This is a genomic window from uncultured Algoriphagus sp. (genome assembly GCF_963974835.1).
Taxonomy (GTDB): domain Bacteria; phylum Bacteroidota; class Bacteroidia; order Cytophagales; family Cyclobacteriaceae; genus Algoriphagus.
The window spans coordinates 52,454-72,759 of record NZ_CAXBET010000003.1 but is presented as its reverse complement, the minus strand read 5'-3'; the positions used below and the strand labels follow the sequence as shown (position 1 = coordinate 72,759).

The 20,306-nt window shown below is 39.1% G+C and carries 17 protein-coding genes; 10 read left to right on the top strand and 7 right to left on the bottom strand.

Features of this window, described 5'->3' with window-relative positions; all coding sequences use genetic code 11:
• Positions 1-147: 147 nt before the first annotated feature.
• A complete protein-coding gene (locus AACZ73_RS08355; RefSeq protein WP_339877094.1) occupies positions 148-327 on the top strand; it encodes a hypothetical protein in 180 nt (59 codons plus the stop codon).
• A gap of 47 nt (positions 328-374) precedes the next feature.
• Here AACZ73_RS08355 and AACZ73_RS08350 read toward each other — a convergent pair whose 3' ends face one another.
• Entirely contained in the window at positions 375-602 is a 228-nt protein-coding gene (locus AACZ73_RS08350) for a hypothetical protein (RefSeq protein WP_339877093.1), read from the bottom strand.
• A 552-nt stretch (positions 603-1,154) separates the two neighbouring features.
• On the opposite strand from AACZ73_RS08350, the gene AACZ73_RS08345 reads away from it, so the two are divergent.
• Positions 1,155-2,423: a hypothetical protein gene (locus tag AACZ73_RS08345; protein ID WP_339877091.1), complete on the top strand. Its 1,269-nt coding sequence runs from the start codon at positions 1,155-1,157 to the stop codon at positions 2,421-2,423.
• A 54-nt stretch (positions 2,424-2,477) separates the two neighbouring features.
• On the opposite strand, the gene AACZ73_RS08340 is transcribed toward AACZ73_RS08345, so the two are convergent.
• The 3 genes from AACZ73_RS08340 to AACZ73_RS08330 all read right to left on the bottom strand — a co-directional run bounded on the left by AACZ73_RS08340 (position 2,478) and on the right by AACZ73_RS08330 (position 4,896).
• A complete protein-coding gene (locus tag AACZ73_RS08340) occupies positions 2,478-2,819 on the bottom strand; it encodes a phosphoribosylpyrophosphate synthetase (RefSeq protein ID WP_339877089.1) in 342 nt (113 codons plus the stop codon).
• A 226-nt stretch (positions 2,820-3,045) separates the two neighbouring features.
• The gene (locus AACZ73_RS08335; protein WP_339877088.1) at positions 3,046-4,221 is read right to left on the bottom strand and encodes a dicarboxylate/amino acid:cation symporter; all 1,176 of its coding nucleotides are present in this window, start codon (positions 4,219-4,221) and stop codon (positions 3,046-3,048) included.
• A 120-nt stretch (positions 4,222-4,341) separates the two neighbouring features.
• The gene (locus tag AACZ73_RS08330) at positions 4,342-4,896 is read right to left on the bottom strand and encodes a DUF2911 domain-containing protein (RefSeq protein WP_339877087.1); all 555 of its coding nucleotides are present in this window, start codon (positions 4,894-4,896) and stop codon (positions 4,342-4,344) included.
• Between the two features lie 495 nt (positions 4,897-5,391).
• On the opposite strand from AACZ73_RS08330, the gene AACZ73_RS08325 reads away from it, so the two are divergent.
• Positions 5,392-5,742 carry a hypothetical protein gene (locus AACZ73_RS08325; protein ID WP_339877086.1) on the top strand — a complete coding sequence of 117 codons (351 nt, stop codon included), beginning with the start codon at positions 5,392-5,394 and terminating at the stop codon, positions 5,740-5,742.
• A gap of 20 nt (positions 5,743-5,762) precedes the next feature.
• Here AACZ73_RS08325 and AACZ73_RS08320 read toward each other — a convergent pair whose 3' ends face one another.
• A complete protein-coding gene (locus AACZ73_RS08320) occupies positions 5,763-6,491 on the bottom strand; it encodes a class I SAM-dependent methyltransferase (protein ID WP_339877084.1) in 729 nt (242 codons plus the stop codon).
• A 237-nt stretch (positions 6,492-6,728) separates the two neighbouring features.
• On the opposite strand from AACZ73_RS08320, the gene AACZ73_RS08315 reads away from it, so the two are divergent.
• Positions 6,729-8,360, top strand: a complete 1,632-nt coding sequence (locus tag AACZ73_RS08315) for an ABC-F family ATP-binding cassette domain-containing protein (RefSeq protein ID WP_339877083.1) — start codon at positions 6,729-6,731, stop codon at positions 8,358-8,360.
• Positions 8,361-8,427: 67 nt separating this feature from the next.
• Here AACZ73_RS08315 and AACZ73_RS08310 read toward each other — a convergent pair whose 3' ends face one another.
• Together AACZ73_RS08310 and AACZ73_RS08305 are read right to left on the bottom strand one after the other, a co-directional pair.
• The gene (locus tag AACZ73_RS08310; protein WP_339877081.1) at positions 8,428-10,950 is read right to left on the bottom strand and encodes an FtsX-like permease family protein; all 2,523 of its coding nucleotides are present in this window, start codon (positions 10,948-10,950) and stop codon (positions 8,428-8,430) included.
• Complete coding sequence (locus tag AACZ73_RS08305) at positions 10,943-11,620, bottom strand: ABC transporter ATP-binding protein (RefSeq protein WP_339877079.1); 678 nt, start codon at positions 11,618-11,620, stop codon at positions 10,943-10,945. The genes AACZ73_RS08310 and AACZ73_RS08305 overlap by 8 nt, the downstream gene beginning before the upstream one ends.
• Positions 11,621-11,879: 259 nt before the next feature.
• Here AACZ73_RS08305 and AACZ73_RS08300 point away from each other — a divergent pair, with 259 nt between their 5' ends.
• The 6 genes from AACZ73_RS08300 to AACZ73_RS08275 all read left to right on the top strand — a co-directional run bounded on the left by AACZ73_RS08300 (position 11,880) and on the right by AACZ73_RS08275 (position 20,279).
• Positions 11,880-14,324: a TonB-dependent receptor gene (locus tag AACZ73_RS08300; RefSeq protein WP_339877077.1), complete on the top strand. Its 2,445-nt coding sequence runs from the start codon at positions 11,880-11,882 to the stop codon at positions 14,322-14,324.
• 9 nt (positions 14,325-14,333) lie between these two features.
• Positions 14,334-15,659 carry a PepSY-associated TM helix domain-containing protein gene (locus tag AACZ73_RS08295; RefSeq protein ID WP_339877075.1) on the top strand — a complete coding sequence of 442 codons (1,326 nt, stop codon included), beginning with the start codon at positions 14,334-14,336 and terminating at the stop codon, positions 15,657-15,659.
• A 330-nt stretch (positions 15,660-15,989) separates the two neighbouring features.
• Positions 15,990-16,682 (top strand): arylesterase, encoded by a 693-nt coding sequence (locus tag AACZ73_RS08290; protein WP_339877073.1) that lies wholly within the window; start codon positions 15,990-15,992, stop codon positions 16,680-16,682.
• A gap of 98 nt (positions 16,683-16,780) precedes the next feature.
• Entirely contained in the window at positions 16,781-17,974 is a 1,194-nt protein-coding gene (locus AACZ73_RS08285) for a hypothetical protein (protein ID WP_339877071.1), read from the top strand.
• Complete coding sequence (locus AACZ73_RS08280; protein WP_339877069.1) at positions 17,971-19,107, top strand: hypothetical protein; 1,137 nt, start codon at positions 17,971-17,973, stop codon at positions 19,105-19,107. The genes AACZ73_RS08285 and AACZ73_RS08280 overlap by 4 nt, the downstream gene beginning before the upstream one ends.
• Positions 19,104-20,279: a hypothetical protein gene (locus tag AACZ73_RS08275; RefSeq protein ID WP_339877067.1), complete on the top strand. Its 1,176-nt coding sequence runs from the start codon at positions 19,104-19,106 to the stop codon at positions 20,277-20,279. The genes AACZ73_RS08280 and AACZ73_RS08275 overlap by 4 nt, the downstream gene beginning before the upstream one ends.
• Positions 20,280-20,306: the final 27 nt, after the last annotated feature.

Genomic DNA, 20,306 nt, shown 5'->3' with positions numbered 1-20,306 from the left:
ATTCGCTGAGTGAGAAAATTCATCATACCTACTATCTCGTTTTTTATATTCATTGCCGGGCTGGTATGCCTAGCAATACCTTTTATACCGATAGGTTGGCTACTAATTGCCCTCACAGCCTTGCTCATGGCTCCGTATCTGAAGTTTATGAGAAAATTTATTGGCTGGTTGGTAAAAATGGACAAATCTGGGTTTGTTGAAAAAGCAGGTGAAAAAGCTGCTAAACTATATGAATGGGCAGGAGATACAGAAAGAGGTGAAAAGCTGGAATCTATTATAGAAGAAAATAGCAAGAATCTTCCTGACTCCAATGATAAAAGCAATTGATTATCAATCAATAGCAACGCATTTCCACCTCTTCATGTGACAATAAATTATCTTTTATTTTTGTCGCGCTCTTCATTATCTACAGTTTCTTCCTGAGGATCATTCTTCCTGTCATTCTCCCTTTCAATTTCATTAAATTCTTCTTTCCGAGGAGGCCTAGCTCCGTCTGAATCACCGGGAGTTTTACGGGTTGTTCCCTTGTCTACGCTATCATTTTTCTTTCCTAAATAAAACATCGGAAGAATACCTGTTGGTTGGTTGTTTATTATTAGCATGGTTTTATGATCTATTTTATCACACTTGCCCAATAATCATTCCACCGCCGAGCAAAGTTAATAGGGCCATAATGGGCTCAAAAAATACTCTTTTGGATATCAATTGAGGCAAAATTGCCTCAATTGATATCCTGTGGGGATTAATAACATAGGCAAATAAAAATATATTGGGACAATCCTTTTGATTAGCTACATCATTTTCGAGTCACAATAGGCGCTTAAAATAAAACCACGCGAGACTTATTCTAAAAAATAAGCACCTAGATAAATGTTTATACAGAAATATTCATTTAAGAATAGGGATTTTGCTTCATAACATTCTTTAATAAAAACTTAGAAAATGGAAGTACTAAAAGAATAATTTTTTAATACTGATTACTAAAAATTAGAGAAAAAAAAACTTGTCATTGAGCTAAAATGAAGGAATTAGTCACTTCGCTATAAGCTCTTCAGATAAAAAATAATGCACAGGTTCCGTTAAATAAAATTAATAGCTTTCCACTAGAAGCTCGATTTATCCCCACAACGAAAATACTTCACATAATAGATTTTATGCCTAATTTAACTACACTTAAAAAAGTCGGGCTACTGACTATTGCGTCCTTACTTTATTTCTCATCTTATTCTCAAGAGAATTATATAGCTGGGCAGATCGTAAAGATAAATAAAGATACAATTAACGGATTTGTTGATTATAGAAACTGGGATAAAAACCCCGACTTCATTAAATTCAAAACATCTATTGATGAAAAACCTCTTTTATATTCTCCGACAGAAATTCTGGAATTCAGGGTTAATGATGAGATTTATGTAAGTGCCATAATATCTATTGAAGTGTCTCCACTTGATGCTGCTGATCTAGAATTTGACAACAGGCCAAATACAAAATTAGATACCACATTTTTGCAAACGCTATTTAAAGGAAAAAAGGAACTGTATTTTTATAGAAATCAAGAAAGAAGGGATAATTTTTACATCAAACAAAATGGAAATTTTGAATTGCTGCTTTATAAAAAGCACTTAAAAATACAGAATGGAAAAAATGTAGTTATTGAAAATAATAGGTTCATCGGACAACTAATGCTCTACCTCAATGATTGCACTGATATTGAAGGCAAACTTAAAAATGTTTCATACGATCTTGGCAGTCTTTACAAGCTTTTCAAATTCTACAATGAATGCTCAGAATCCAATATCACTTTTCAAAAGGAAGAGATAAAATTATCAACTGAATTTGGAGTTCTTGCTGGGGCTACCCTTTCAACACTAAATTTTGAAAGTATTAATTTCCCCTATCTAGTCAATGTGGATTATGGACAATCAGTAAACCCTACAGTTGGGGTTTTTCTGGATTTGATATTCCCTAGAAATCATGGTAAATGGTCCATTAACAATGAGCTCATGTTTACTTCATACAATTTTGAAGGCATATATGATGAATATGAGAATGAAAATGTTTACTCTTCCACAGCAACTCAAATAGCAAACTCATACCTAAAACTCAATAGCTTAATCCGTTTTAAATATCCTATTGGCTCTACATTTATGTTTATAAATGGTGGTATGTCAAATGGAATTACTTTACGTTCAACAAATTACAAAAAGGTAGAATCAACTTTTTACTTTGATGACAAAGTAGAGGAAGGGCAAATGCTGGACCGAGTAGCCAAATATGAAAATGGGCTTATTCTCGGTACAGGACTAAAATATAACAATTATTCACTCGAATTAAGAGCGGAATCAGGAAGCGGAATGTCTGTATATTCAAGTTTGAGTTCAAAAGTGATGAGATACTTCTTCCTTTTTGGCTACATTTTCTAACTAGGAATTTAACCTAATTATAAGTTTTACAAAATCTAGAATCTACATTTCAACTTAATGCAACTCAAAACCTTCCATTTCATCTATCGGCACCCGTTTAATAAACTCATCGTAATATTGATTATCCTCATCTGAATAAGTACCATAGGCATTTAGCAGAAAGCCTTTTTCATCTGTATCACTATGTAAAAGATAAATGACGGCCATATCGGACGGATCTGATTCGCCTTCAAATCTATAGACTTTAATAATCTTAAGTTGCTCCGGTTGGAACAGCTTTTCAGATCCGTCAAAGCTTGCGCCGGCCCGTTTGATATTCAGTTCATTTCCGTATCCTCTTTCTGGAAGTATGTTCAGCACTTGGGAATAAGTGGTCATTGATTTGGAAGTACTCATGATTTCTAAGGTTTAATGAAAAGAAGGTGAAATATTTCCACCAATCCGCAATATGAGTACAAGTCCAAGTCCAACTATTTTATCAAGATGACATAGCGGAGAAATATTGCCATTAAAAGGGAGGTGATGAATTTTCGATACCTGGAGAGAGATATCACGCAATTAACAAATCAGGAAGTTGTGGAAACCACGCCCCCAAATGAGTAGCCTTTAACTAATTTTTATTTTAAGGTTGCTGGTTATCTTCTGTGATTTTATCTACCACTAAAGCGATTGCACCATCTCCTGTCACATTGCACGCGGTACCAAAACTATCCATTGCGATGTAAAGTGCGATCATTAGTCCGACCATTTCCTCACTGAATCCCAGCATGGACTGCAGCACTCCAATCGCTGCCATAATTGCTCCACCCGGCACGCCCGGCGCTGCTACCATGGCTATTCCCAACATAAAAATAAAACCGGCAAACATCCCAAAATCAAAAGGAATACCTTCCAAAATCATCAATGCCATGGCACATGCAGTGATTTTCATGATACTTCCTGATAAGTGAATTGTCGCACAAAGAGGAATGACAAACCCAGCTATCTTTGGTGAAACTCCATTTTTCTCAGCTTGCTCTAACGTAACTGGAATAGTTGCGGCCGAAGATTGTGTTCCCAAAGCTGTGAAATACGCAGGCATCATATTAGCCAAAAGTCGAAATGGATTTTTTTTGACAATAGCGCCTGTAATCACATATTGAAGGATCAGTAAGAAAATATGCATGGCGAAGATTACTCCGATGATATTCAAGAATACTGAAAGTATAGAGTACACTTGGCCGCTAAATGCCATATTGGCGAATATTCCCATAATAAAAATAGGCAATAGAGGAATGATCACATTCTCAATTACCTGCATGATGATGGTTTCAAAATCCTTCACCACTTTTTTCAAGGTAGAATTCTCCTGATACGAAAGCCCTAATCCAATAACAAATGCCAACACCAAAGCGGACATTACATCAATCACTGCGGGAATAGTAATGCTGAAGTAAGGCACTAAATCATTTCCGCCTTCAGTGATTTCTGTGGCTTCGTTTACGTGAGAAGCAAGAAGAGATGGGAATATGGTTGATGACGTGAAATAGCTCATAAAACCGGAGAACAGCGTGGATCCATAAGCAATAGCTGCCGTAATCAGCAATAATTTGCCTGCTCCCTTACCTAAATCAGAGATGGCAGGCATAATTAAACCCAGAATAATTAGGGGAATGGCAAAATTCAGAAATTGCCCAAAAAACGCATTGAAGGTTGCAAAAATTCTATTGATGGATTCTGGTAAATAGAGTCCAAAAAGAACACCTAATACAATTGCGATAAAAACTTTAAAGAGGAGATTGGAAAATAATTGCTTCATATTTATACTATTCTTCTGAATTAGAAGTGGAATTCCTTCTTGATTTTTTGATTTGCTAAGATAGAAGGAATGTCAATGATGAGGCAATTGGGGTTGAAATAATTGACGATTGACTCGCTGTCAGTAAGAAATCGGAATTTCTACCATTGTCTGATCCCATCCCATACGCATGATGGCAGTATTATTTCCAAGGTCAGCAAATCTTATTGAGAATGCTTCCAATACTTCAGGAATTGATTTGGACTCCACTGTAAAACGAATCACATCCTTGCTTTCATCATATTTGAAAGCACCCCAGTAATCCAGATCGGAATTGATAATGATAGTCCATTCTGTTTCTCCCGGAATAGCAAACAATGAATATGTACCAGCTGTGAGCTTTTCATCGCCTATAGTCAAATCTTTATACGCTTTGAATTCCACAGCTTCATTAGCTCCAACTCTCCAGACTTTGCCAAAAGGAACAATGCCACCGAATACAGCTCTCTCAGCTTTATTAGGTCTACTGTAATATACTTTTATAATTGCTTCTTCTCCTGCTTTGCGGTCATGTGCAAAATTATCTGGCAAATAAGCTACATCCATTGGGCTTTTGTCACTCCCTCGAAAATCCTGGGCATTCAAAAGAGAAGAAAAACTGCAGACAAATATTAGAAAGGTAACAAGGTGTTTCATGACAGTACATTATAGTAATTGAACAAATTAGGAAAATTATATGAATGAAAATCCTCATTCTTGTATAATTCAGCATCTAGTTTATGGGAAGGAATTGCATGCAACGTAAATAAGCATCTTTAAACTTGTCCATTAAAATTGCGAGTATCCATAGAATCTAATTTCTAATTAAATAATGACTGAAGCTTCTATAATTAGTCCTGGCATTTAATCCTTGATTTCCCTTGTAAAATCTCTCTTCGACTACTAATTATTAATTACTGATATTTTAATTTTTTACATCATTGAATATCAATAGTTTAAACAAGACCGAAGCTGTGAGTTAATTTAAATAAGGAGCAAATTTGAATCACTGCAAGCAACTATCAGGTAACTCATCTAAAAAAGTAGCCTTAAAGCACAATTGCAGTCAAATACTATTTCAACTGATTTTTCAAAATAGGAGGATGCCGAAAATCCGTTAACAGAGTAGGTGATACTAAAAATTCTTTAATCATGGCAACCAAAACTTTTTCCGTTTCCAATTATGTAGCTCAAATGGGCTTTAAAAGCAGTGTTTCCTGGAGTGGTTTATCTATTTTGATACAAGGATACTTGACCTGTTACAGTTCTGACGGTTACCGGTTCATTGTATATGGATTACATCCTGCAAGTCCAGTACCCGCTCCTGTTTACATTGAAGCAAACAAGGTAGGGGCAATTTTCATCCCCTTTAATGAATTGTCCAATTACATAGATCTGGTAAGAAATGAAAAACCGATTTATGCTTACATGAATTCCAGTTCTCCAAATTGGAATAGTCTAAGAACTAGTTCAGAACCAGTAGGTGAAGAGGAAGGAAATTAAACTGAACCAACTTATCTCCTTTAGTTAGCTAAAGGAGATTTTTTAAATATAAGGTAATGTTGAATTGGGAGAAACTTCCCATTTTTTACTAACTCAAATCCATTCGCATTCAGCTCTTTCACCGCCTGCTCTTCAGTCATTTTATGGAGAGGCTTGATCGGAATGCTAGGATCCTCACCTTTATATTCCAGCAACAAAATTTTTCCGTCTGGTCTTAAAGATTTTTTAATGGCTGTAAGCATTTCCTGTGGATACGACAGTTCATGATACACATCAACCATGATAATAAGATCAACTTCTCCCTCAGGCAGATTAGGAGATTTTTCTGTGCCTTTAACTGGAATTACATTTTCAATCTTTAGTTCTTCACTTCTGTTGCGGATATAATCAACTGCATCTTCCTGAATGTCCACCGCATATACTTTGCCCTCGGCGACTAGTGGAGCGATTCTAAAAGTATAATATCCGGAACCAGCGCCTATGTCAGCAACTACAGTTTTTGAATTAATGGGTAGATTTTCCAATGCAGCCGCAACACCTTCTTCCCTAGCTCGCTCAGCACGTTCCAGCCATTCTTTTCCTGCAAAACCCATGACGTGGGATATCTCTCTTCCCAAATAGATTTTGCCAGTACCATCCCGACTGGGTTCTTTGAAAGTGTATGATCCGCCACTTGTAGTCTGAGCCTGACATGAATTAGTAATGCTTTGGAAGGAAATTAAAATAAAGAGGATGGCTAACTTTTTCATAAAGAGGCTTTTCAAGTTCAACTCCTTACAAGTATTGTATGTTTACGAGGATAGCAATTCAATTTTTAAACTGGCTGTCAAGGAGATTTTTTGATGAAATCTAGTGATAATGAAACCTAAAGGGTGCAGTTAATTAATTTTACGAAAGCGGCCAAAACTCTCATTCACCCCAATTTTAAAATCTACCCTTTTTTCAATCTTCATTTTCTTACCTTTGCCGCTTCACTTCCCATGCTTATGATTTCAGTAGATAATGTCGCCGTCATTCACAGCGGTTCCACACTCTTTAGTAATATTTCCTTTGCCATCAATGAAACAGACAAGATTGCCTTGATGGGTAAAAATGGTGCAGGTAAATCTACACTTCTGAAGATTATTGCAGGTCAGAATAAGCCAAGCTCAGGTTCCGTCTCCGCCCCAAAAGACTTTGTTGTCGCTTATCTTCCTCAGCACTTGCTCACTTCGGATGATTGCTCAGTGATGGAGGAAACTTCTAAAGCTTTTGCGAGCTATCTGAATATGAAGACAGAGATCGAACGCATTAATGAGGAATTGACCGTAAGAACTGATTACGAATCGGATGAATATTACAAACTGATCGAGCAGGTTTCGGAATTGAGTGAGAAATTCTACGCTATTGAGGAAGTGAATTACGAGGCTGAGGTTGAGAAAGTATTGCTAGGCCTAGGATTCGTAAGAGCAGATTTGACACGTTCTACTTCAGAGTTTTCCGGCGGATGGAGAATGCGGATTGAGTTGGCAAAAATCCTATTGCAAAAGCCTGATTTGATCCTTTTGGATGAGCCTACTAACCACTTGGATATTGAATCCATTCAGTGGCTGGAAGACTTTCTTTTGAACAAAGCTAAAGCTGTGGTGGTGATTTCCCACGATAGAGCATTTGTAGATAATATTACCACACGTACCATAGAGATTACTATGGGAAGAATGTACGATTACAAGGCAAAGTACTCTCATTATTTGGAGCTCAGAAAAGAGCGTCGTGAGCAGCAGCAGAAGCAGTACGAAGAGCAGCAAGCTACGATTGCAGATATTCAAGGATTTATCGATCGCTTCAAGGGTACTTATTCCAAAACACTCCAGGTACAATCACGGGTGAAAATGCTGGAGAAAATGGAAATCATTGAAGTGGATGAGGTAGATAGCTCAGCCTTGAAACTTCGTTTTCCTCCGTCTCCTAGATCAGGAAACTATCCTGTGATCGTGGAAGACATGAGCAAAAAATATGACGATCATGTGGTTTTCAAAAATGCTTCCATGACTATCGAGCGCGGTCAGAAGGTTTCCTTTGTCGGCAAAAACGGTGAAGGTAAATCTACCATGATCAAGGCGATTATGGGAGAAATTGACTTCGAAGGCAAGTGCGAATTGGGCCACAATTCTATGATTGGCTATTTCGCACAAAATCAAGCCTCTCTATTGGATGAAAGTTTGACAATTTTTGAGACTATTGATCAAATTGCTGTAGGAGAAGTTCGCACGAAAGTAAAAGACATTCTTGGCGCATTTATGTTTAAAGGTGATGACATCAATAAGAAGGTAAAGGTACTTTCAGGTGGAGAAAAGACCCGTTTGGCGATGATCAAACTTTTACTCGAGCCGGTAAACTTGCTTATTCTCGATGAGCCTACCAACCACTTGGACATGAAGACCAAAGACATCATCAAGGATGCATTAAAAGCATTTGATGGCACGTTGATCATTGTGTCCCACGATAGGGATTTCTTGGACGGATTAGTGACTAAGGTGTTTGAATTTGGAAACAAGCGAGTGAAAGAGCACTTCGAGGACATCAATGGATTTCTTAGAAATAAGAAAATTGAAAATTTGAAAGAGGTAGAGAGGTAGTCGGATGTTGGATACAACAATTAACTCTCTTAAAAACCTCTAGCTTCAAACTTCAACCCCCTATACTTTAAGTCCCTCTCAATATTTCCATTGGAGGTTTATTGATAATCTTCCTACCGTTAAGCCAACCAAGAACTATTGTTAATCCAGTGATCGCCAGATAAAGAATCAAAGCTTCTTTCCATGCTCCACGGAATGGGATATTGAATACAAATTCACTCAATAGCCAAGTAGCACCAAATGACAATACAATTCCAGAAAGGGAGGCTAAGCTTCCCAGGAAGAAGTATTCCAACGTATTAATCTTGCTTACGATTGTTGAACTAGCTCCAAGAGTTCGAAGTAATATACTTTCCCGCATCCGCTGGTATTTACTTATAATCAGCGAACTGATCAGTACCAATACACCTGTAGCTATACTGAAAAATGCCATAAATTGGATCACAAAGCTGATTTTGCCCAGTATTTCTTCCAGTGTGGCTACAATGGTTCCCAGATTGATAATGGAAATATTAGGATATTGCCTAACGATTTCAGCCTGCACATCAGCAGCTTCCCTGTCATTTTTGGTTTTGGTGATTATAACATGAAACTTTGGTGCTTGATCCAATACTCCTTCAGGAAACAAGACCAAGAAATTGGTAGAGACTTGGTTAAACTTAACTTCACGAAAGCTACCTATATAGGTCTTGATAGGACGTCCTTGCACATTGAACTCCACCTCGTCTCCTATTTTCATCCCATTACCCTCTGCAAAACCTTTTTCGAAAGAAACGAAAATGCTATCTCCTCTCGCTCCTACTGGAATCAATTCCCCATCGGTAAGTGTCTCTGAAGCTATTAGCGTATCACGATAGGTTACACGAAATTCTCTATTGTAGAGCCAGCCTGAATAATCCTCTTCATCAGGCAACTCTTCATTTTCTTTTTTATCTATACCGTTGATTTCATTAAGATTCATGGTCACAATCGGGACTTCCTGCATGATAGGTAGATCACGAGATTCAACTGTAGCTTTTACATCCTGCAACTGAGCTGTCTGAATATCAAACATCAACATATTCGGCTGATCTTCTTTGTCTGCAAATTTCGCTTCTTCCAGCAATTGATTTTGCAGGAAGAAAAGAGTGGAAATCATAGCCGTTCCTAGCCCAATAGTCGCAATCAACGAAACGGTTTGATTGTTTGGTCTATAGAGATTTGCCAAAGATTGGCGAAGCGTATAGGTGAATGAAATTGGCAGGAACTTTCTCACTGCCCAGATGATCGCTTGAGCTACAGCCCAGAGCAGACCAAAAGCAAATACCACAAATCCTGTGAAGCCAAATGCGAAGTCAACTCTATCCAACAGGTAAAAGCTAAAACCCCAGATGAATGCCAGAATCCCTAAGATCACCAACCAGCGTAAGGGGTCCTTAAGCAAAGTAGAATCCCCAGTCTCTGGTCTCAAGGTGGCCATAGGAGAAACATTTCTGACTTTCAGCAAAGGCAAGAGCGCAAATAATACCGACACGAATAACCCAGTGACGATCCCAAAACCTATCGAAAGCCAAGAAATCCCAAAAGATACTTCTACAGGTAGAAAATCAGCAAAAACAGCAGGCAAAACAAATTGAAGAAGCGTACCTAGAAACGCTCCCAGTATAGCTCCCACCATTCCCATAATCATTATCTCAAACAGATAAATCAGCAAGACATCTCTAGACGAAACTCCAAGGCATCGCAGAACTGCGACGGAAGCCAGTTTCTCTTTCACAAATACATTCACCGCGCTAGCTACTCCCACACAACCCAACAATAAAGCTATAAAAGCCACCAAGCTCAGGAAATTAGACATATTTGCAAATGAGCGCCCAGTGGATCGCTTTCTATCCTCTACTGTATCTGCATCGATGCGTTCTTCTTCCCATTGTTCATCGTATGGTTTGATCAAGGCATCAACGTCCGTACCATCAGCAAATCGGAAATAACGGCTGTAATTTACCCGACTGCCGTATTGTACCAAACCTGTTTCCGCCAAATAATCCATCGGAATATATACAGCTGGAGCCACAGAGGCAGTTATTCCTGTTTGACCTGGCACACTTTGTAGTTCGCCAACCACGGTGAATAACACTTCCCCAACTTTAATCTGATCACCTATCTCAGCATTGAACTGAGCCATTAGGGTCTTTTCTACCAATGCTTTTTTCCCACCTGAGCGGAAATCTGCATCACCAGAAGTGGGAATGGTTTCAAAAAAACCATAAAACGGAAATGCTCCTTCCAGCGCACGAACTTGTGTAAGTCGACTCGCTCCAGTTTCAGGAAAGGCGACCATACTCGCAAAATTCACTTCTGAGGCCATTTTTGTAGCCGCACTATCTATAGCTTGCTCTCCTATTGGCTTGTTATTTTCCAGTACCAAATCTGCGCCCAGAAGCTCCTTGGCCTGATTATCAATATCTGCTGTGAGGTTTTCCCCAAAAGAACTAATAGCCACTAAGGCAGCAATCCCGACCACAATAGAAGAAACAAAAAGCAAAAGTCGAGAGATTTTTTTCCGGAAATCCCGAAAAGCCATCTTAGCAATCCATCCGAAATCAGGCATGAGTTCCCTCCTGTACTTTTCCTCCCTTGATATGAATTATGCGCTGCGTTTTAGCCGCCAGTTCCAAGTCGTGAGTAACCAGCACCAGAGTCGTTCCCTCTTCCTTATTTAGATCAAAAATCAGTTTCTCGATCATCTCTCCAGTCTCTGTATCCAGATTTCCCGTCGGCTCATCTGCAAAAAGGATTTTAGGCTCATTGGCAAAAGCTCTGGCAATAGAAACACGCTGCTGCTCACCTCCGGAAAGTTGTGTGGGATAATGCGTTCCTCGATCTCCCAAACCTACTTTATCAAGCAGTTCTTGCGCTTTCTTTCTGGCGTCTTTTCTCTTTTTCAATTCCAAAGGAACCATCACATTTTCAAGAGCTGTGAGAGTAGGTAAAAGCTGGAAATTTTGAAAAATAAAACCTACACTTTGGTTTCTCACCGCTGCGCGTTGATCCTCAGAAAGCTTTTCAAGCGAATTACCATCCAAAATCACACTTCCAGTAGAACCTGAATCCAAACCGGCGCAAAGACCAAGTAAAGTCGTTTTACCACTACCTGAGGGACCTACTATAGATATGATTTCTCCTGCTCTGATGTCAAATGTAACCTCGTCTAAGACAGTCAATTTTCTGCTGCCACTTTGATAAACCTTGCTCAGGTTTGATACTGATAAAATATTCATCTGTTGTACTTGGGTGGGGAAACGGGTTGATCAGTCAATAACGGATTACCCTCAATAATGTTGATGGAAGATAGCTATACCACCACAAACCAACAAATCACTTTTTATGAGCAATCAAAACCACTGTAAACAAGGCGCTTAGACCTACCATTTTGGAAGGACTAAGAATCAACTAAAACAGCATTTAAAATTTTATTTAAAATTAATTTAAAATCCCTACCATACTTTTGCACTATCAATAATTAATCTAAATAAGGACATGAAAGGACTTTTTACCCTTTTTGCACTATACTTCATCAGTATTTTATCCGCTCAAAGCCAGGAAAACTATGAATTAAGAGGTTCAATCTCTTCCATTGGAGGAGAGCCTTTGATCGGTGCAAGTATCCAGATCTCGGGGACTTCTTTTGGCACTGTGACAGATATAAATGGAAATTATTCTTTGGTATTTGAGCAACCGGGAGAATACCAGTTAAAATTATCCTTCATCGGATTTATTCCAGTCAATGAAAGAATAAACATTGTAAAACCAGTTTCTACTAGGAATTTCCAATTAGAAGAAGAGACTTCCAGTCTTCAGGAAGTCGAAATTATCGGAAGAAAAGAGGAAGGGTATAAAAACACAGCGACTTTCCTTGGCAGCAAGACACAGACCAATATCAAGGATTTACCGCAGTCGGTTTCCTATGTAACCAAAGAATTGATCCTGGATCAAGGACTGATGAGGGTTGGCGAAACGGTGAAAAATTTCTCCGGAGTAAGCCAGTTCACATTCTATGATGATATCACTATTCGTGGTTTCCGAATCAACGGAGGCAGTAACACACAGTTAGTAAATGGGATGCGTTCGACTTCTGGATTCTGGAAGCAGCCTTTGATCAATTACCTGGAAAGGGTTGAGGTATTGAAAGGTCCATCATCAGCACTTTTTGGTAATGCCAGCCCAGGCGGAGTGGTAAATAGAGTAACAAAAAAACCACTGGATATCAATAGAAACAGCTTGAGCTTTTGCGTTGGGAGTTTCAATAATTTCAGAGGTTTGGCTGATTTCACTGGTCCGGTAAATGAATCCAAGACATTACTTTACAGATTGAATCTTGGCTACGAAGACTCGCAGAATTTCAGAGATCTGCAGTTTGACAAGAACATCGTCGTAGCACCATCTCTATCTTTCCTCCCTTCCGATAAGACTCGAGTGAATTTAGATTTGGTTTTTAATAATTCCAGCAGTCGCTTAGACAGAGGGCAGTCGACCTTCGAAAACGACTTGTATTCTACGCCAATCACAAGATCCCTTAATACGGCTAATGACTATTTGAAGGAGCAGACCTACACCATCACGACTTCGCTGAATCATCAAATTAGCAAAGACATCAGCTTCAACGCATCCTACATGAAAACAGGCTATAACGAAGACCTCACTGAGCACAGATCTTCTAACAGCTATGCCATTGACGGTGAAGGAAACACGATTGGAACAATGGTAGGACGTCAAGTATTCATCAGAAAGAGAACTCGGTTTGTAGATAATCTTTCGGCCTATTTCAACATTCAGAAAAATACTGGTAAGCTAGCCCACAAACTTGTGGTGGGGTATGACTATGCACAGGAAACTTTGCCTGCCGGAGGCTCTCAATTAACTGCCAATGGCTACAGAAATGCAACAAACACCGGCTCAATTTCGAGCTACAATCCAGCGAATAAAGACGCTTACTTATTGGATAAAAATGGAAATCCTGTTCCGAACGTATCGCACTTTGACTTAGAGAATCCAATTGCGTCACAAACCATGCAGGATATGTCCAAATACTTCTATGGACAAAGAAGTTACGATCCTACATTGTATCATTTGAACGGTTTTTATGTGCAGGATCAAATCAGCTTTGGGAAATTAGAAGCAATGATTGGACTTAGATATGAGGTTTATACCGACTTTGAAAACTATAAAAAGGAAAACGAAGAGAAAGTAAATCAAGATGTGTTTCTTCCAAGATTCGGCTTGGTGTTCAAAGCCAATGAGCACATGAATTTCTACGGAACCTATGTAGAAGGTTACAATCCGCAAACCGCTTCGACGATCTCTAATCCAAATGCAGGCGGACCATTTGATCCATTGATCAGTTCCATGGTGGAGTTTGGTATAAAGTCCGACTGGTTTAATAAGAGATTGGAATTAACTACCGGAATCTACCAAATCGATCAAAAAAACACCCTATACCAAGTTCCAGGAGAAACTGACCTTCTTCAGCAAATTGGTAAGGAGACTGCAAAAGGGGTTGAACTTGATCTAACCGGAAGAATCCTGATGAACTGGAGTGTAATGGCTTCCTATGCATATAATGTGGCAGAAATCACTGAAAGCCCTAATGAGGAAGACCTTGGCAGACAAAAGCCAAATGCACCAAAACACCAAGGAAATCTTTGGACAAAATATGAGTTTGATCAAGGAGCTTTAACAGGATTGGGTATTGGGTTTGGAGCGAATTTCGTCACCGAAAGAAACCTTTCTCTTAATGCTACTCAGACCATTCCTGGCTATTCCCTGATGAATGCGGCACTATTTTACACTACTGGAAATGTTCGTCTTCAGCTAAATGTCAATAATCTGGCTGACAAGACGCATTGGGTTGGCGGGTACGACTACCTAAGACTTTTCCCTGGTGCTCCTAGAAATATATTGGGAACAATCACTTTCTCATTCTAATCAACAAAAGTGGCGGCTAAAAAATCTAAAAATCTTATTTGGAAGGTCCATCTGTGGATCGGTCTCTATGTGGGAATCGTCATTGCAGCGCTCAGTATTACTGGCGCTGTTGCCGTTTTCATTCCTGAGATTGATGCCTTGCTGGAGCGGAAGTATGAACTGACAGAAACCGGGGATTCCTATGTGCCGATGAATGGAGTGATCACCCAAGTTCAACTGGAAAATCCAGGCTTTCGGGTTTTAGGTGCTATGCCGCCAGCAAAAGCAACTGATCCTCTGATATTGGATATTTTTAAGGATGCTGGAGCAAAAGATTCTCAACGGGTTCAAGTTTTCATCAATCCCTATACAGGCGCAATCCTTGGTCAGAAATCCCACACCGACAGCCTTTCCAACTATCTCCGTCAGATACACGTGCGATTGATGGACGCTTGGTGGGGTAGACAAATCGTAGGATTGGCAGGAATCGGCCTGTTTATCTTATGTATTACCGGATTGCTGATCTATGGGCAGTTTATGAAAAATCAGATTTTCGGAGCGATCAGAACCAAAAACCTCAGAATTCTGATGGCTGACTGGCATAAGCTGGTGGGGATGGTAGCCTTACTCTTCAATCTCATGATTGCTGGGACTGGTGCTTGGCTGGGACTTCAGCCAATATTGATCAAAGCTTTTGACATCGCAGCCCCCAATGCCTTTGTGCGAACAGAAAAAACCTCCACTCCAGAGATCGACATCGATCAAGAATACGATTATTGGAAGGCACTGGAAGTTGCCAAAGCTCAAATCCCTGAGTTCACCATTACTCAAGTCATCCCTTCCAAAAACGGAACAAATACAATTGAGGTAAAAGGTGACGCTGGTCATCTACCTTTTGAGCCACATATATCAAAGGTAGTTTTGGATAAAACGTCGCTTGCAGTATTGGACGTGTATGACATCCGCAAACAGGCATTTTCGGACAAGTTCTATTACATGCAAGAAGGGTTGCACTTTGGGAGATTTGGAGGGATTTTCCTGAAAATCGCTTATGCCCTTCTCGCAATCACCTCCGGAGTACTTTCCATCACTGGCTTTTTCATCTATTTGCTCCGCAAGAAAAAGACAGCGGAAGAAAAAGATCAAGTCAAGAAAACCATCTTCATTTATTCTATTTCGACAATCGCAATTATAATTGGATTGGCCTTGATCACGGTTTTTATCGGATATGCATATGCTACTATGCTGATGACACCGGCAGTTTATATTTTCCTGGTCTGCTTTATTTCCTATAGTCTTTTTCAGTATTGGAAAAAGGAGAAAACTTCAAAAGAACATGCTCATGAAAAAGTCTAAGCAGCTAACCGAACACTACTTACTGCCTTTGAATTTAAGTTTTCTTTCATTCTTTGGAGTTTTCTTGATTTATGAATTAGACAAAAGCCTACTACCCGAGGCACAGACTTCGAGCTCTCCAGTGACTCTTATAATTTGCGGTCTGGCAACAGTGTTTTTGGCCGGCTCACTCAAATTCCGAAATCGCTATTTCCATGCTTTCTGCATCCTTTTGTCCCTTATCACACTAGCGATTTTAATCTGACAAAAGTAAAAGGCTACTTTTAACTGAACCTTTTGCCCAAAAATCCTTTTGGGTATATAGTTTTACAGTTTACAATTCAGATTTCTATGCGATTCAATATTCACCGCTCATTCTTTTTACCGGCTGTACTCTTAGTAGGATTGGCTACGCTTTCTTGTTCTGAGAAAAAGGCAGAAACTGCCGAGTCGGAAGTAATTGCTGAAAAAACTACCGAAGAAAAATCAGATGAGAAAATCATCCTTTTCTTTGGCAACAGTCTCACGGCTGCTTATGGAATCGACCCCGAGGACGGTTTTGCAGGATTGACACAGCAAAGAATTGATAGCCTTGACTTAAATTACAGAGTGATCAATGGCGGACTTTCCGGTGAAACTACTGCTGGCGGACTAAGCAGATTGGACTGGTTTCTAGAGGATGAGCCTGATATTTTTGTGCTTGAACTTGGCGGAAACGATGGTTTGCGAGGAATAAAACTGACTGAAACCAAAAGCAACTTGCTTAAAATCATTGATAAGGTCAGATCAAAATTTCCTAACACCAAAATCATTCTGGCAGGCATGCAGATTCCTCCAAATATGGGTCAAGAATACGCGACGGAATTCACAGAAATGTATCCTGCAGTAGCAGAAGAAAAAGATGTGACCTTGATTCCTTTTCTATTGGAAAATGTTGGCGGGATTCCCGAATTAAACCTTCCAGATGGCATTCACCCAACTGAAGAAGGGCACAAAATCGTTTTCAAAACAATCTGGCCTTATATAAAAAGTCAAATTAACTAGCACTAAAAAAACATAAACTCGGTCAAACTGGCCGAGTTTTTTTGTGCCCAATTTTTTAACTACTATATTATTAAGCAAAAGACTTTTTACATGCTGCTATGAAACGAAATTTTATCCTGCTTTCATTTTTGTATTTAATAGCCTTTATAAGCTCCTGCTCTGAGAAGACGGAAAAGGCGGATCCACAACACCTAAGCTATGAGTGGACAGTAATTGATTCCTTGGATTTAAATATCCTAGGTAATCCTATTATGTCTTCTGTTAACAATTCCGGCACACGTCTCTCATTTTATGATTATCCCTCAAGCGAGACTATCATCACAAATTCCAACGGAGACATCCTTAATAAATTTTCAAAAAAAGAAGATACTCCTGATGCTTACGGTTTCAAGCTGGAATTGCCTATTATCTGGGGTGAGGATAAAGTTATCCTAATCGGAATGAACGGAATATTTATCTATGACCTGAGTGGTAATATGATCAAAAAAATCGATCATGCTGAAATAATGGGCAGTGGCGGATCCATGTCATTCTCAGGCTTGACAGCCAAGATAGTTTCACTGGACGACAAAGAATACCTGATGACAAAGTCCTTTCGTAATCGCGACACCTATGCCGGTGAACAGAAATTTTACGATTCCTACAAGGCGGTGGAGTTAGTTGATACTGAAACTGGGAAAATGCAGGACTTTGGCCCTTTTGAACCTGAAAGTAAATTTCTTGATGGTATGGGATACGTACAAAGTGATTACGCGCCAGCCTACCATGTGAGTAATGGTAAATTATATCTGTCTCATGCCACAGACCCTACACTTTATATTTATGACTTCTCAAGTGAAGATGCCATACTCGATTCGGCTATCCACTTAGATATACCTGATTTCTTTGAAATAGAAGGTCTCCCTAGGTCTGAGTTTTCTCCTGGAAGTATGACGATCAATGGAGGCACTGCAGCCATTCGAAATATTCTGGTTTTAGATGGAAAAATACTGGTGCATTATTACCCAGGTATAGACCCAAAAATCATTGAGGAAGCAAGGGCACTTTGGAGCTCAGGAAAAGAAGAAGAAGGTGGGGCTGTATATGCCAAAGGCGCAGCCAATATAAAACCGGGAATAATGGTTTTTGACGAAAAGGACAATTCCTATCTAGGAACAGTCGATTTCCCAGTCGGCGTAAATAAAGATGGATTTATGGCAGATAAAGAGTCACTATATTTTCAAAGAACACCGAACCCTGAAGTGGAGGAAGATTTTTTAAGAGTTTATAAAATGAAATTGACTGAAAAATGATTTACAGACACATTTTAACTGCACTTTTAGCAAGCAGTTTTCTAGCATGCTCGTCCGAGGAAAAGACAGGGGAATCCAATAAGACCTCCAATGAATGGGAACTGCAAATTGTGGATTCTATACAGGTGGATTATCTAGGAAGTGTAGATGGAGGAGAATTCCGAAATGGTAAAGGAGTAATTTTTGATTTTAAAACAAATGGACTTGTTGAATTTGACGAAACTGGAAAAACATTAAATCAACATTCCTATCCGAAGGAAGGACCTGGGGCTGTAATATATCCCACCACACTTCGCTATGATGACAACGGAAAACTGTACGGAATGAGCTTTCTTAGTTGGCTCTATGAATTCAATCCTGATCTTACTCTAAAAAGACAAGTCGACATGCCATTTTTAGCTGAATCTAACGACGGAATGTCATTTGGGAGAAATTTTGAGCCATGGAATAATCACATCATCTCATGGTATCCGGGTAGGGACGGAGCAAATCAGTATGATCCATTTTTCTTCCGAGATCACTACCTTCTAGAAAAACTAAATCTCACAAGCGGAGTAGCGGAACCAATAATAAAACTCCCTAAAACCTCTCGATACACTAGCGATAACTATTATGAAAGAACATCGCTGAGATTTGGGATAGTCGATGAGCTACTTTACTTGGTTCTAAACAATGAACCATTTATCCATATTTATGATATGAATACAAGTTTCAAATATGTAGAAACTATTAGCTTTTCTCCATCTGTGTTTTTTGATAATGGAGAACACAATAAAGCGTATGAATATATATCAAGGTATAAAATGCTTGATGGAAGAATTTCAGGTTTCTATCCTAGATCCGATGGGATCTTTGTTACTTATACAGAAGGAATAAACGAAGATATTTTTACTCAGAATGAATTGAAAAACCCTAAGAATTTCCCAAAATATGGTGAATTTCAACGGCATATTTTAAAATTCATGGATGCTGATTCTACCTGGTCAAATGAAATAATTATTCCAAATACAATTGATCAGATCCTAAACATAGAGTCTCTCTCCAAACCTTTCTATGCCCTCCGAAACGACGAGTACATTGGCGAAGAGCAGGATTATTTGACTTTTTATAAACTGAAACTCGTTCAGAAATGAAAAAACTAACCTATTTATACCTTCTACCTTTTGCGCTCAGCATCTTATCCTGCTCACGTGAAAGTGAAGAAACCAAAGCTTCCACTCCTCTTTCAGATCAAGAACTGGAATTTGAGATTTATGATTCGCTAGTGGTGGATTATCTTGGCAATCTTACGCTAATGGATATTAGCCCTGATGGAGACCGTTACTTGCTCGTAGACGAAACTACAGACAGCATTTTTGCGGTAAATTCTTCAGGTGAGCAGCTTTATCACTACAAACTGAGCGGAGAAGGTCCAAACCAATATACTTCAAATCGGTATGGAAAAATTAAGTTTTTAACTAACGATGATTTTCTCATCCTTACAACACGAGGAGTTTACAAGTATGATATCAAGGGCCAGCTACAGAAGATTTATAAGCCTGATTTTACTCCCAAGGCTCAAATTATAATTGGCGGATCAGATAATTTACTAGTTAATGGAAATCAATTATACCTTAATCTTCCTGGTCGCGGCTCGGATGAATTTGGCAGCCAAGGAGTAGACTATCAGCAAAACTCCACGCACGTTGAGATTCTGGATCTTCAATCTGAGACTTATACGGCAGCCATACCATTCCCGAGCAGTTCCAAATTCAGCAGCGAAGAAAAGGCCTATAAATTCTATTCTTTCTATTCCAATATTTCTCTTGGAAAAGACAGTCTATACATTTCTTACAGGCATGAGCCAAAGATTTTTTCGTATCCGCTTTCAGACCTGTCCACACTGGGATCCACTAAAACTATTCCTTTCGATTCATTTTTTGAAAACGAGCCTAAAAGTGATCAAGTAGACGATAACATAACTATCAGTGAATTGTATGCCGGGACAATTAACAAGATGATCGCAATAGAGGATCAGCAGTTTCTGATAGATTACCTGGCTGGTTTGACAGGTGCTGAATATAATGAAACAGTGGCTAAAGCCGGAGAAGACGTCAATAAACAATGGGAAGAATTAGGCAAAATCAACAAAGGAGGATTTGTAATCTTCGATGGAAAAAACATCAGCTCACCCATCGAAAAACCGGAAATTTTGGGCAATCTTGATAAATACATTTCCAAGGATGAAATGTGGTTTTCCCTGAATTTCTCAGCAGCGGAAAACGATTATTCCGTAATTTATAAAACCAGACTAATCTCTAACTAAAAAGCAAAAACCCGATTGATACTGATC